Source organism: Pseudomonas sp. B21-041, assembly GCF_024748675.1.
GTDB classification, from domain to species: Bacteria; Pseudomonadota; Gammaproteobacteria; order Pseudomonadales; family Pseudomonadaceae; genus Aquipseudomonas; species Aquipseudomonas neuropathica.
This window is the reverse complement of record NZ_CP087175.1, coordinates 670,809-684,092: the sequence shown is the minus strand read 5'-3', so window position 1 is coordinate 684,092 and position 13,284 is coordinate 670,809. Positions and strand designations below refer to the sequence as shown.

Genomic DNA, 13,284 nt, shown 5'->3' with positions numbered 1-13,284 from the left:
GTGGTTACACCATCCCGCCCAGCTTCAACTCACTCTTCAGGTACGCATAATAAATCGGCCCCGCCACCACCCCCGGCAGGCCGAACGCGGCCTCGAACACCAGCATCGCCAGCAGCAACTCCCACGACTTGGCACTGATCTGCCCGCCGACAATCCGCGCGTTGAGGAAGTACTCGAGCTTGTGGATAAAAATCAGATAGCCCAGCGCGGCAATCGCCACCCAGATCGATAGCGACAGGCCGACGATGGTGATCAGGGTGTTCGACATCAGGTTGCCGATCACCGGCAGCAGGCCGAGCAGGAAGGTCAGCACGATCAGGGTTTTGGTCAGCGGCAACTTGATGCCGAACATCGGCAGGATCACCGCGAGGAAGATCCCGGTGAAGAAAGTGTTGAGCAGGGAAATCTTGATTTGCGCGAAGACGATGTTGCGGAAGGCCTGCACCAGCAAGTGCAAGCGATCAAACAGGGCCGCCGCCAGCGGTTTGCGTTTGGTCACGTCGGGGATGCGCTGCAAGGCAATGATCGCGCCGAGCACCATGCCGATCAGCAGCGTCACGAACATGTGCGCGGCGTCTTTGCCGACCAGTTGCAGGTCGGACAGGTGCTTGCCCATCCACTCGCCAATCGCTACGCGAAATTCCGCAGCACTGGCCGGCAGATAGGCGTCGATGAACGGCGGCAATTGCCCCCGCGCGCGGTCGACCACGCCCATGAACTTGTCCAGTGAGGCGCCGGGGTTTTCCGCTTCATGCAATAAGAAGCTGATGGCGCCGGCGAAGATCAACGCCAGCACACTCACCACCAACGTGCCCAGCAACGCCACCGCCAGCCAACGCGCGCGGCGACCTTCGATCAGCCGTTGCAGTTGCGGGGTGAGCATGTTGACCAGTTCAAATACCAGCAGCCCGGCCAGCAGGCTCGGCAACAAGCGCAGCGGCAGCACCAGCAGCAAACCGCCGAAAATGATGATGCAACTGACCCAGAACACTACATGACGCTCAGAAAACGTTGGCATACAGCCTCAAAACGAACGGCGTAAAAGGATTGGCAGTCTGCCAGCGTTCCGGGGTGAGCACTAGAAATATGCGGAGCTTCAGCTTTTGGTGCCCGGCTTCAGATCCAGCCCTCACCCTAGCCCTCTCCCAGAAGGAGAGGGAACCGATTGGGGGATGCTCTGGATATCCAGTGACCTGAGACAGCGCCATGGAATCCATAATCGCCCGTTTTTTTCAGGTCGACGAATGTCTTGAAACACCGCGGTCAGTCCCCTCGCCCTCCGGGAGAGGGAAGGGATCGAGGAATGGCGAAGAAATCCGGCGACCTGCCAGTCCTGTATTGAATCCAGAATCGGCCAGATAGTTCAGGTCGATGGATATCTGAAAACAACACGGTCAGCCCCCTCTCCCTCTGGGAGAGGGTCAGGGTGAGGGCGCCCCCCCACAGAACCGGGTTATTTTTTCTTCAGGCAATCACTCATGAACGTCTTGCGCGCATCGCCGGTCAGGGCTTTGGTGGCGGCATCGGCGTTGCAGGTTTTCATTTTCTGCTGCTGCGGCGTCAGGGCCTTGGCATCGTTGGCCGCTGGCGCTGCCTTGAGGCAAGTGCTCATGAATGTTTTGCGCTCATCGCCTTTCAGACTCTTGGCGGTCGCATCGGCATTGCAGGTGGTCATCTTGTTCTGTTGCGCCGTGGCGGCAAAACCGTGGGAACACAGGAGCAAACCAATCATCAACAAAGGGACACGCAACATCTTCATGGAGTTTTCTCCTTGTCGCCGCACCGATGGGAACGGCCTCTGCTGGAGTGTAGCCAAATCTTGTTACACCTTCCTGCCTTCCAGATGGCTACGGCGATACTGCTCTGGCGTACACCCGGCCTGCCGCGCGAACATGGCGATGAACGCCGAGCCACTGCTATAACCGAGATCGAAGGCGATTTCCTGCACGCTGCGGTTAGTTTCCAGCGCCTCGATCGCGGCGAGATAGCGCAAGCGCTGACGCCACTCGCCAAAACTCATCCCCAGCTCCCGAACGAATTGCCGGGCCAGCGTGCGTTCGCTGACATGCACCTGCAGCGCCCAATGCGCCAGCGGCTGATTGTTGCCCGGCTCGGCCTGCAAGGTTTCGAGAATCGCCAGCAGCCCCGGACTGCTCGCGTACGGCAGATAGCATTCATGCACTGGCGCCTGTTGCAGTTGATCGACGAGAACCTGAGCCAGACGCTGATCGGCATCGAGTTCAGGAATCTTCACGTCACGGGCGGCGAAGTCTTTGAGAATCGCCTTGAGAATGTCGCTGATCGCCAGGGTACAGGCGCGCTTGGGCAGTTCGGCGCAGACCTTGGGGTCGAGGCACACCGCGCGATAGTTGACCGGTTGATGGCTGTAGAAACTGTGCTCGACCTGCGGTGGCACCCACACCGCGTACTGCGGCGGCGACATGAAACGGCTGCCGTCGACGTCCATGTGCAGCACGCCATGAGCGGCGTACTCCAGCGTGCCCCACGGATGCCGATGCGGCGCGGCGAATTCATGGGCATTGAAGTCGGCGTAGCGGAAGTACACCGCTGACGGCAGTTCGCTGAAATCCAGCAGATCGATGTGTTTGCTGTTCATGCTGTCCGGTTTCAGAGGCAGGTTGTCCGGTTCGCAGTATAGGCCTGCATCCAGACAAGGGATAATCGCCCTTCATCAACGTACTGGTTTCGACTCATGCAATACGCGTTTCCGCTGCTGGCGATTTTTATCTGGGCCGGCAATACCGTGATCAACAAACTGGCGGTCGGGGCGATTTTCCCCGCCGAGATCGGTTTCTACCGCTGGCTGCTCGCCGGTTTGCTGTTCACCCCGTTCATGCTCAAAGCCGTAATCGCGCACTGGCCGCAGATCCGTCCGAATCTGAGCAGGATTTTCGTTCTTGGCGTACTCGGCATGGCGGTCTATCAGAGCCTCGCCTACTTCGCCGCAACCCTGACCACGGCGACCAACATGGGTATCATTCTCTCGCTGATGCCGTTGATGTCGCTGGCCATGGCGATCATCAGTCTCGGCCAACGCCTGACCGCCGGTGCGCTGGTCGGTGCGGTTCTGTCGTTTGCCGGCGTATTGGTCGTGGTCTCGTCCGGCAGCCTCGGCGCGTTGCTGCAGCACGGCGTGAACATGGGTGATGCGATGATGCTGATCGCCACACTGGCCTATGCGATCTACAGCACTTTGCTGAAAAAATGGCAGCTGCGCCTGCCGCCGCTGGTGTTGCTGTATTTGCAGGTGCTGGTGGCGATTGTCGTGTTGTTTCCGCTGTATGCCGCTTCGCCGAAGACTGGTTTGACCCTGCAGAACATACCGCTGGTGCTATATGCGTGCCTGCTCGCGTCAATGCTCGCGCCACTGGCGTGGATGCAGGCGGTGCAGCGCCTGGGGCCGAGTCGCACGACGTTGTTTTTTAACTTGCTGCCGTTGATTACCGCGCTGATTGCAGCAGGGGTGTTGAAGGAGCAGTTGGCGATGTATCACCTGGTGGGTGGCTTGTTGACCTTGGGCGGGGTGATTCTGTCCGAGCGTTGGACCACCGTGTTGGGCCGCCGGGCCAGCGTTGCCTGATGGAAAAGATCGCAGCCTGCGGCAGCTCCTACATGAGCTCGAGGCGTTCACAAAATTTGTGTGCGACACCGAACCTGTAGGAGCTGCCGCAGGCTGCGATCTTTTGATCCTAAAGGCCGGCAGCCTTTAGCCGCGCCGCATGCTCGACAAACAGCCGCACCGGATCCGCGCCCTTGCCGACCAGCCCCAGCGACTGATTGACGATGTCGAAGTGATCCAGCGGATAGTCATCGCCAATCACCGTGCCCAGATGCGAGCTGTAGCGCCCGACCATCCCGTCACACTGCCCCGGCTCACGCACGAAGGTTTTCGCAAACAAGCGACAGCTGCGATTGGTGCCGTCGAACAGATTACCGCAACGATCAGTCTTGCCCGGTTGCAACGTCCCTGACCATGAGTAATAACGCACACCATTGACCTCCTCCGGCCCGTGCCCACCCCAAGTTTCAGGCAAGCCCTGTGGATAACGCTGATTGAACAGCGCAACACCCTCAGTCGTCAGCGATTGGTGCGAGGCATGAATATCCACCGGCAGTTTCGGCCCGTGGTAACCGGTCTCCAGCAGCGCCATCAGCCAGCCGACAAAACGCAGCAATGCTTCAAGCAGACAGCCCTTGGCGCTGTCCGCCGGGTAGTGTTTTTGCAGATAGTCGGCCAGTTCCGAGCCATGATTCGGCCCGGCCACCGACGTCACCGAGGCCACCAGATCCGGCCGTTTCGCCGCCGCATAGCGCGCCGTCAGCGAACCCTGACTGTGGCCGAACAGGTTGACCTTGTGCGCCCCGGTCTCGCGCAAGATCTCGTCAATCCGCGCCAGCAACTGCTCGCCGCGCACCTCCGTCGAATGCAGCGGCGACACCTGCACCGCAATCACCGTCGCCCCACCACGGCGCAGCGCCTTGATGATGCCGTACCAGTACGGATAGAGAACCAGCCGGATAAACCCGAGCATGCCGGGCACCAGCACCAGTGGATAACGCGTCGACATGGGCAAACATCCTTGTGGTCGGTGAGTGGATGCCAAGCGTGCAAAACGCCCGCCAAGCATCCTCCTTGATGATGACAACTCGACGACCAGCCTACTTCAGGCCCACCACCCCCGCCACAATCAGCCCGACTGACAGCAGTTTGACCAGCGTCAGGCTCTCGCCCAACAGGGCGAAACCGAGGAACACCGTGCCGAGTGAGCCAATCGCGGTCCAGATCGGGTAGGCGATGCTCACCGGCAACTCGCGCATTGCCAGTGTCAGGAAGTAGATCCCGCCGACCGCCGCAATCACCGTGATCAACGACGGCCAGAGCCGGGTGAAGCCTTCGGCGTATTTCATGCCCATGGCGAACGTCACTTCAAATCCGGCGGCGATCAGCAGGAACAGCCAGGCCATTTAGAACTCCCGGGCAAGGCTGAGCAAACGCTGCTCGGCCTCGGCCAACGACACCGCGAAGGTGCGTTCGGCGGACTCTTCGCCCTCGGCCGCGACAACGCTGACGTCGTTGATGCCGATGAAACCCAGCGCCGTGCGCAACCATGGATCAGCGTGGTTCAAGGCTTCCAGTTCACCACCCGGGCCGAAACCGAAACCGCCGCGACTGGTGACGATCAGCGCCTTCTTGCCCTGCAACAGCGAGGTGTATTGGGCGACACCGTTGTCCAGTGTGTGGTCGAAGGTCAGGCCCAGCCGCACGATCTGATCGACCCAGGCCTTAAGGCCGCTGGGTACGCTGAAGTTGTACATCGGCGTAGAAATCAACAGCAGGTCGTGATCGAACAACTCGTCGACCAATTGATCACTCAGGGCCAGATCGGCCTGCATCGACAGTGGGCGTGCTTCAGGCTGTGGATAAAACGCGGCGGCGACAAAGGCTTCGTTAACCGCCGGAATCAACGCCCGACCGACCTCCCGGCGAGTCACTTGCGCCTGCGGATGACGCACCTGCCAGGCACTGAGAAAACTTTCCGCCAGACGCCGCGAGTGGGAACGGTCGCCGCGTGGGCTGGCATGAATCGCAAGAATTCTACTCATCTGTAAATCCTCCGGACTAGAATCAAACTGCTTGTGGCTTGCAGCTTGAAGCTCGCCACTGCTTCTTCTCAAATGAGCAAAAATCACTCGGGATGAATTGATTTCATCCGTGGAGCTTTCAATGTTTGCCTCGTTGCCTCTCACCGCTCTGCGCGCCTTTGAATCGGCATCACGCCTGCTGAGCTTCAAGGCTGCCGCCGAAGAACTGTCGGTCACGCCCACGGCGATTTCGCATCAGATTCGCTCGCTGGAAGACTGGCTCGGCGTCGCGTTGTTCGAGCGTCTGCCGCGCCAGGTACGTCTGACCGAGGGCGGTGAACGCCTGTTTCGCAGCCTGCACGGCGCATTGCTGGAGGTGGCGCAAAGCGTCGACACCCTGCGCCCGCAACGCAACGCCAGCACGCTGACGCTGTCGACCACCGCCGCGTTTGCTGCGCTGTGGCTGGTGCCGCGCCTCGGGCGCTTTTATGCCCAGCATCCGAACATCAACGTGCGCCTCGATACTCACTGTGAAGTCATCGATCTGCATCAGGACGCCAGCGTCGATCTGGTGTTGCGCTACAGCCTCGACGACTACCCGAACCTTTATGGCCTGTGCCTGTTCGATGAATCATTCGGTGTTTACGGCTCGCCCGAGCAAGTGGCGCTGGCCGCGCGGCGCACACCGACGTTGATCAGCGTGCGCTGGCACAACTCCAAGCTTTACGCCCATGGCTGGGAAGCGTGGTGTGCGAAGGCCGGCGAAAACTGGTTGAACCCGCAGCCGGCCATCCGCGAATACGATGAAGAGCATTACGCCCTGCAAGCGGCGATTGCCGGGCAAGGACTGGTGCTGGCGAGCAATATTCTGGTGTCGGAGAGTGTCGCCAGCGGTTTACTGGTGCCGTTCATGGGCCAGGTTCATGTCGATGGCGCCGGGTACAGTGCGTTGTGTGTGCCAGGGCGCGAGCGGCATCCGCCGGTGCGGGCGTTTTTTGCCTGGTTGCGCGAGGAGGCAGTTTTGTCCGGGCTGGCGCCAAGATCGCAGCCTTCGGCAGCTCCTACTGGGGTTGCGTAAACCGATAAAACTTTTTGCAACGCTCACGACTCACAGCTTAGGTAGCGACCGCGTCCGCAGAACGTGGCGACAATCGGATTAGCCTCCAGGAGATCGAAATGAGCGACGACCTGCATCTGTCAGATGTTCAAACCTTGCGCGAACGTGCGCGCCAACACGTCGAGAACGGCGCCGTCACCGAGGGCTACAGCGCCGACCGTGAAGAGGTGCTGCGCTTGCTCAATGAATCGCTGGCCACCGAACTGGTCTGCGTGTTGCGCTACAAGCGCCACTACTTCATGGCCAATGGTGTGAAAGCCCATGTGGCCGCCGAAGAGTTTCTCGAACACGCCACCCAGGAAGCCCAGCACGCTGACCGTCTGGCCGAGCGCATTGTGCAATTGGGTGGCGAGCCCGAGTTCAACCCCGACATGCTGTCGAAGATGTCCCACGCGCAATACGTGGCCGGCAACACCCTCAAAGAGATGGTCTACGAAGACCTCGTTGCCGAGCGGATCGCCATCGACAGCTATCGCGAAATCATCCAGTACATCGGCGAAAAAGACCCGACTACGCGGCGTATCTTCGAAGATATCCTGGCGCAGGAAGAAGAGCATGCCGATGACATGGCTGACATCCTGAACGACCTGTAACCCTTCAAAACCGCCTTCGCGAGCAGGCTCGCTCCCACATTGGAATGCATTTCAAAGTGGGAGCGAGCCTGCTCGCGAAGGGGCCCTTTTGGGCACCGACTATTTAGTGGGTTTGACGGTAACCGGCGCCTTGCCCGCCTTCATCTGCTCCAACAACGGCGCACACTGATTCGGCTCACCGCCACTCGGTGCCACCAGCGCCAACAGCCCCGCCGCCGGCGCGGCGATCACACCCAGCGCAACCATCCCCGCCCCGCGCAACATCAGCGGCACGGCCTTCACGCCGGCATCCGGCTTGATGAATTTGCCGCGTACATACAGCGGCGAACGCAGGGAAATCAACCTCCAGCCCTTGGATTCCGGGGTCACCGTCAGGTCGAGTTGCTCGGTGGCCATGTTCGCCGTGCCGTCGATATAGATGATCGCGTTCTCGGTATCGAAGACAAACAGCTGCGTGGTCGCCAGACCGGTCTTGATGTCGAAGTCTGCCGCCGCGCAGTTGATCTTCACTTCCTTGTCGCCAAAGATCTTGCCGACCACATAGTTGCCGACGTTGAGCCCGGCCAGTTCCATCAGCTCACGGCTGATCGCGCCGTCGTTGATCACCATCTTCAATTTGCCGTTGGCGCCGCCCAGTAGCTTGGCCACCGAGTTGCCGCGACCAGTGATATCGGCGTCGCCGTTGAGTTCACCGAAACTGGTCTTCATTGGCTCGAACGTCGGGAACAGTTCCTTGAGTTTGAACCTGCGAGCGGTCAATTTGGCGCGACCTTCCAGCGGTTCGGTGCGGCCGTTGAGGCGGATCTGTGCATCGAGATTACCGCCAGCGACGCCGAAGCGCAGTGGCTCCAGGCTGAGTTCACCGTCATTGAGTTTCAGGTGGGTATAGAGGTCGTTGAACGGCAGTTTCTCGCTGTGGACGATGCGCTTGCCGGTGAACTCGACGTCGGCATCCATCGCGCGCCAGCGATCAGTCTTGAACTCTTCCACCGGCAGCACTTTATCGGCTGGCTGTTTGCTTTCGCCGCCGCGCGCCTTCTGCTTGTCATTGGAGTCAGCGCCGATCAGCGGTGCGAGGTCAGCGAACAACAGTTGATTGGAAAGCAACGAGCCGCTGAGTTTCGGCCGTGGCTGGCTGGCGACGTAGGTAAGGTCGCCATGGATGTCGCTGCTGCCGATCTTGCCGTTGAACTGCTCGTAGGTAAATTTCGCCCCGGCCTCATCGTGCAGTTTGGCGATCAAGTGACCGTCGGTGGAATACGGTGGGGTGTCCGGCAGGGTCACGCCAGTCAGCGGATAAAGATTGCCGAGGCTCGCGCCGGCCAGTTTCAAGCGCAGATCGAGGGCGCCGAGGTTGAGCGGATCAGTCAGCGTGCCGGCCAGGTCGATGCGAGTGTCGCCGATCTTCGCTTGGGCCTGCAGCGGGAATGGCTTGCGCGCATCCTGCAAGGCGAGCAGCCCGCCGATCTTGCCTTGGCCGGAGAGGTTCTGACCGTGGTATTGGCCTTTGACCTTCAAGGCAAATGCATAATCCTGCGGCGCACCGCCCTTGTCCTGCGCAGTCTTCGCCGCTTTGGCTCCGACGATGTCGCTGTAGGGGATGGGTTTGCCCAGCGGATCGATCAGCACATCAAGATTGGTTTTGAGCGTTTGATCGTCGAGGGTGACATGGCCCTTGTCAAAACCGATGGCGCCGATGTCGACCACCCAGCTCGAGGGTTCAGCGTTCGGATCTTTCGGGTCAAACTTGAACGTCCAGTTGGCGCGGCCATCGGCCAGACGCTGCAACTCGGCATTGGGTTCGGTCAGGTCGATGCGCGGAATCACCACGCGTTGCGCCAGCAATGCCAGCGGCGAGATACGCAGCTCAACGCGTTTGAGCGTGACCATCTGCTGCTTTTTCGACCAGTCCGGGTTGCCCAGGCTCAAATCCTCAGCGACCACGTGCGGCCACGGCACCCAGGCGCGCCAGCCACCCTCGTCCGGCTCGCGCTGCCAGATCACCGCGAGGTTGCCATTAATAGCAAACGGTCGGTGCAGTTCTTCCGAGACTTTGGCGTTGAGCGGCGGTTTGATCCGGTTCCAGTCGAAGAACACGATGATCAACACCAGCACGGCCAGTAACAGCACGAGGATGGCGAAGGTCCAACTGAAGATTTTTCCAGTGCGCGTCATGCACAAAGCTCCTGATCACGACCGCACGCAAAGACTGCGGCGTACGGCTGAAACGGCGGGCCAAAGCGGCCCTCATGAAGTCTACGACTGGCAAACCAGCCGCAGGTTTAATCGAAAGGCCGATTGGCGCGTAAAAAGTCGCGCGAAATCTGACCAATCAGTCGAACAGTGTTACCGCGACCCGCACGTTTGCGAGGCGCGAGTGAGTCGGAAATACCCACCTCGGTGCAAAACCGTCGCCCGGAAAGCCGCGATCTAGAGCCTCCCGGCAGAACAATCAATTCTGTTGATTATTACCATTGCGTTTATGAACTTTTATATCGACTTATCGAGAGTAGCATTGCCCTCGTACCCACTTTATCGCCCTCCCAAGGAGCAACCCATCATGAAACGCCAATTACTGCTCAGCCTTACCCTGTCGATGCTAGCCAGCACTGCTTTCGCCCTGCCCGCTGCCGATCAGGCTACCCCGCAAGTGAAATCCAGCCACTCGGTATTCAGCCAGACCGTAGCAGCTGATGGTTCGGACCGTACCCCACAAGGCCAGACCCTGGCTGAAGGCGGCCGTGATCGCCTGGAAGAGAAAGGCCTGGTTCAGGACGGCTACGACAAGACCCCACAAGGCCAGACCCTGGCTTCCGACGGCAGCGACCGCACTCCACAAGGCCAAACTCTGGCTTCCGACGGCAGCGACCGCACCCCACAAGGCCAAACTCTGGCTTCCGACGGCAGCGACCGCACCCCACAAGGCCAGACTCTGGCTTCCGACGGTAGCGACCGCACCCCACAAGGTCAGACCCTGGCTGACGACGGTTTCGATAAAACCCCACTGGGTCAAGCACTCGCCGAAGGTGGTGGTGACCGTGTGATCGAACGCAACAGTGCCTTGAGCTAAGCCCATGGCGGCCTCGAAAAAAAGCCCAATCACCGGATTGGGCTTTTGACTTTTCTGGCCGGTGAAATCTTCTGCTCCATGTCCTCTCGTTCGACGCCGACAAAGCCGATTTGCTAGAGTGCGGCGCTTGTCCTGCCAAAGAACACACCCTGCGATGCTGCCCCGCGCCGAACAGAAACAACAGACCCGCAACGCCTTGATGGACGCTGCCCGCCACCTCATGGAAAGCGGCCGAGGATTCGGCAGCCTGAGCCTGCGCGAAGTGACCAAAACCGCCGGGATTGTGCCCACCGGTTTCTACCGGCATTTTGCCGATATGGATGAGCTCGGCCTGGTGCTGGTCAGTGAAGTCGGCCAGACCTTCCGCGAAACCATCCGTCTGGTGCGCCACAACGAATTCGTCATGGGCGGCATCATCGATGCCTCGGTGCGGATCTTCCTCGACGTGGTCAGCGCCAATCGCTCGCAATTCCTGTTTCTCGCCCGTGAACAGTACGGCGGTTCGCTGCCGGTGCGTCAGGCAATCGGCCGGTTGCGCGAGAACATCAGCTCCGACCTGGCGGCCGACCTGACGATGATGCCCAAGCTTCAGCACCTGGACGCCGCCGGTTTGAGCGTGATGGCTGACCTGATCGTCAAATCGGTCTTCGCTACCCTCCCCGACATCATCGATCCGCCGGCCGAAGCCCTGCCGGAGCATCTGACGCCGCAGGCGAAGATCACCCAGCAACTGCGCTTTATCTTTATTGGGCTCAAGCACTGGCAAGGGCTGGGCAGTACCGAATAACTCCCCTCTTCCCGCCACACCACAAATCCCCTGTAGGAGTGAGCCTGCTCGCGATAGCGGTCTACCAGTCAAATAGTTGCTGACTGACACACTGCTATCGCGAGCAGGCTCACTCCTACAAAGGTGCGCCGCATCGGCCTCCATTTGGTGCATAAAAAAATCTTCACGCACCAAAACCTTCCATATTCCCGCAACATCTTGAAACATCCACTACGCTCCGACAGGGATTTCCTACATCTCGTCCGATTGGCAAGGCCCTTGCTCTAGCCTGAGTATTGTCCATAGTTGGAAGCTTTCCGATGCTGGTGATTCACCGCAGAATCGACCCTCAACCCGTCTGGGCCGCCGAGTTGCACCTGACCTTCGAAGCGCGGAGCAAAAGCCGTTTGCGCTGTTTCAGTGCCGAGGGCGAAGACGTCGGGTTGTTTTTGGAGCGCGGTCAGCCGCCGCTATATGACGGCGAATGCCTACAAGCTGAAGACGGCCGCATCGTCCGCGTCTGCGCCCGCCCCGAGCAATTGCTGCACGTCACCTGCGCCAACGCCTTCGAACTGACCCGCGCCGCCTATCACCTGGGTAACCGCCACGTCGCCCTGCAAGTCGGCGATGGCTGGCTGCGTCTGCTCGACGATTACGTGCTCAAGGCGATGCTCGAACAGCTTGGTGCGCAGGTAGAAGCAATCGAAGCGCCATTCCAGCCCGAGCACGGCGCTTATGGCGGCGGCCATCACCATTCTCGACACGGCGACGAAGACTTCAACTACGCGCCGAAACTCCATCAGTTCGGCGTACGCCTGTGAATCCGGCCTGGGCGCTGCTGCGCCTGGCCAGTCCGCAATTGCCGATTGGCGGCTACAGCTACTCGCAAGGCCTGGAAATGGCCGTGGATAACGGCCGCGTGAACAACCCGGACAGTGCCCGGCGCTGGATCAGCGATCAGTTACTGCTCAACCTCGCCCGGTTCGAGGCGCCACTGCTGCTCGCCCATTGCCAGGCAGCCGCCGATGAACAATGGGCGGAGTTGCTGGGCCTCTGCGAAAGCCATCGGGCCAGCCGCGAGACACGCGAGTTGCATCTGGAGAGCCGGCAGATGGGCTATTCGTTACAGCAACTGCTCAATGGTTTGCCGGAACTCGACACGCACGCCCGCGACTTTCTCGATCAATGCCCCGAACCGCATCTGGCCCTGTGCTGGGCGCTGGCCGCGCGCGCCTGGGGCATCAGCCCGCAAGACGCCCTCGCCGCGTGGCTGTGGAGCTGGCTGGAAAACCAGCTCGCCGTCCTGATGAAAACCCTGCCGCTGGGCCAGCAAGCCGCCCAGCGCCTGACCAGCGAACTGCTGCCACTGCTGCAACAAGCGCAGCAGGACGCGAGCCGAATCAATCCCGACCACATGGGCAGCGCCGCGTTCGGCCTGTCCTTGGCGTGCATGGCCCACGAGCGCCAGTACAGCCGCCTCTTCCGCTCTTAGGAGAAACAACCATGAACACACAACCCCTGCGCGTCGGCATCGGCGGCCCGGTCGGTTCCGGTAAAACCGCGTTGACCCTGGCTCTGTGCCTGGCCCTGCGCGAGCGCTACAACCTCGCCGTGGTCACCAACGATATCTACACCCGCGAAGACGCCGATTTTCTCGTGCGCAACGAAGCCCTCGCACCGGAGCGGATCATCGGCGTGGAAACCGGTGGCTGTCCGCACACCGCGATCCGCGAAGACGCCTCGATCAACCTGGAAGCGGTGGATCAACTGAACCGGCGCTTTCCGGGACTGGATCTGATTCTGGTGGAATCCGGCGGCGACAACCTGTCGGCGACCTTCAGCCCGGAACTGTCCGACCTGACCATCTACGTGATCGACGTCTCAGCGGGCGACAAATTGCCGCGCAAGGGCGGGCCGGGGATCTGCAAATCCGATCTGCTGGTCATCAACAAGATCGACCTCGCACCGCTGGTGGGCGCCTCGCTGGAGATGATGGACAGCGACACAAAACGCATGCGCAACGGCAAGCCGTTCGTCTTCAGCAACCAGAAAACCGGTCAGGGCCTTGAGCAAATCATCGCCTTCATCGAACGCCAGGGCCTGCTGACTGCAGCCTGATTCACTTATCAACAAG

15 protein-coding genes are annotated in these 13,284 nt (G+C 60.3%); 8 read left to right on the top strand and 7 right to left on the bottom strand.

What is annotated here, in order from left to right; translation table 11 throughout:
• Positions 1-4 precede the first annotated feature (4 nt).
• The 3 genes from LOY43_RS02905 to LOY43_RS02895 all read right to left on the bottom strand — a co-directional run bounded on the left by LOY43_RS02905 (position 5) and on the right by LOY43_RS02895 (position 2,617).
• Positions 5-1,018 carry an AI-2E family transporter gene (locus LOY43_RS02905; protein WP_093430211.1) on the bottom strand — a complete coding sequence of 338 codons (1,014 nt, stop codon included), beginning with the start codon at positions 1,016-1,018 and terminating at the stop codon, positions 5-7.
• A 435-nt stretch (positions 1,019-1,453) separates the two neighbouring features.
• Positions 1,454-1,759 carry a PsiF family protein gene (locus LOY43_RS02900; RefSeq protein ID WP_258709166.1) on the bottom strand — a complete coding sequence of 102 codons (306 nt, stop codon included), beginning with the start codon at positions 1,757-1,759 and terminating at the stop codon, positions 1,454-1,456.
• A 63-nt stretch (positions 1,760-1,822) separates the two neighbouring features.
• Positions 1,823-2,617: a helix-turn-helix transcriptional regulator gene (locus LOY43_RS02895; RefSeq protein ID WP_095047326.1), complete on the bottom strand. Its 795-nt coding sequence runs from the start codon at positions 2,615-2,617 to the stop codon at positions 1,823-1,825.
• 96 nt (positions 2,618-2,713) lie between these two features.
• Between LOY43_RS02895 and LOY43_RS02890 the strand changes: the two genes are divergently transcribed.
• Positions 2,714-3,601, top strand: coding sequence for a DMT family transporter (locus tag LOY43_RS02890; RefSeq protein ID WP_095047325.1), 888 nt, complete (start codon positions 2,714-2,716; stop codon positions 3,599-3,601).
• A gap of 109 nt (positions 3,602-3,710) precedes the next feature.
• Here the strand turns inward: LOY43_RS02890 and LOY43_RS02885 are convergent, their stop codons facing one another.
• The 3 genes from LOY43_RS02885 to LOY43_RS02875 all read right to left on the bottom strand — a co-directional run bounded on the left by LOY43_RS02885 (position 3,711) and on the right by LOY43_RS02875 (position 5,625).
• Positions 3,711-4,589, bottom strand: coding sequence for a triacylglycerol lipase (locus tag LOY43_RS02885; protein ID WP_258709165.1), 879 nt, complete (start codon positions 4,587-4,589; stop codon positions 3,711-3,713).
• A gap of 91 nt (positions 4,590-4,680) precedes the next feature.
• Entirely contained in the window at positions 4,681-4,986 is a 306-nt protein-coding gene (locus tag LOY43_RS02880) for a multidrug efflux SMR transporter (protein WP_016985399.1), read from the bottom strand.
• Positions 4,987-5,625 carry an FMN-dependent NADH-azoreductase gene (locus LOY43_RS02875; RefSeq protein WP_258709164.1) on the bottom strand — a complete coding sequence of 213 codons (639 nt, stop codon included), beginning with the start codon at positions 5,623-5,625 and terminating at the stop codon, positions 4,987-4,989. It abuts the gene before it with no gap.
• 109 nt (positions 5,626-5,734) lie between these two features.
• Between LOY43_RS02875 and LOY43_RS02870 the strand changes: the two genes are divergently transcribed.
• The gene (locus LOY43_RS02870; protein ID WP_258709163.1) at positions 5,735-6,682 is read left to right on the top strand and encodes a LysR substrate-binding domain-containing protein; all 948 of its coding nucleotides are present in this window, start codon (positions 5,735-5,737) and stop codon (positions 6,680-6,682) included.
• 98 nt (positions 6,683-6,780) lie between these two features.
• Positions 6,781-7,314: a bacterioferritin gene (locus LOY43_RS02865; RefSeq protein ID WP_093430205.1), complete on the top strand. Its 534-nt coding sequence runs from the start codon at positions 6,781-6,783 to the stop codon at positions 7,312-7,314.
• 99 nt (positions 7,315-7,413) lie between these two features.
• Here the strand turns inward: LOY43_RS02865 and LOY43_RS02860 are convergent, their stop codons facing one another.
• Entirely contained in the window at positions 7,414-9,489 is a 2,076-nt protein-coding gene (locus LOY43_RS02860) for an AsmA family protein (RefSeq protein WP_095126130.1), read from the bottom strand.
• Between the two features lie 385 nt (positions 9,490-9,874).
• On the opposite strand from LOY43_RS02860, the gene LOY43_RS02855 reads away from it, so the two are divergent.
• The 5 genes from LOY43_RS02855 to ureG all read left to right on the top strand — a co-directional run bounded on the left by LOY43_RS02855 (position 9,875) and on the right by ureG (position 13,268).
• The gene (locus LOY43_RS02855) at positions 9,875-10,384 is read left to right on the top strand and encodes a hypothetical protein (protein ID WP_095047320.1); all 510 of its coding nucleotides are present in this window, start codon (positions 9,875-9,877) and stop codon (positions 10,382-10,384) included.
• 154 nt (positions 10,385-10,538) lie between these two features.
• Positions 10,539-11,171, top strand: a complete 633-nt coding sequence (locus LOY43_RS02850; protein WP_007915913.1) for a TetR family transcriptional regulator — start codon at positions 10,539-10,541, stop codon at positions 11,169-11,171.
• A 299-nt stretch (positions 11,172-11,470) separates the two neighbouring features.
• A complete protein-coding gene (gene ureE, locus LOY43_RS02845; protein WP_008087160.1) occupies positions 11,471-11,971 on the top strand; it encodes an urease accessory protein UreE in 501 nt (166 codons plus the stop codon).
• Entirely contained in the window at positions 11,968-12,642 is a 675-nt protein-coding gene (locus tag LOY43_RS02840; protein ID WP_095047319.1) for an urease accessory protein UreF, read from the top strand. The genes ureE and LOY43_RS02840 overlap by 4 nt, the downstream gene beginning before the upstream one ends.
• Positions 12,643-12,653: 11 nt before the next feature.
• Positions 12,654-13,268 carry an urease accessory protein UreG gene (gene ureG, locus LOY43_RS02835; RefSeq protein ID WP_007915910.1) on the top strand — a complete coding sequence of 205 codons (615 nt, stop codon included), beginning with the start codon at positions 12,654-12,656 and terminating at the stop codon, positions 13,266-13,268.
• The last annotated feature ends 16 nt before the right edge of the window (positions 13,269-13,284 follow it).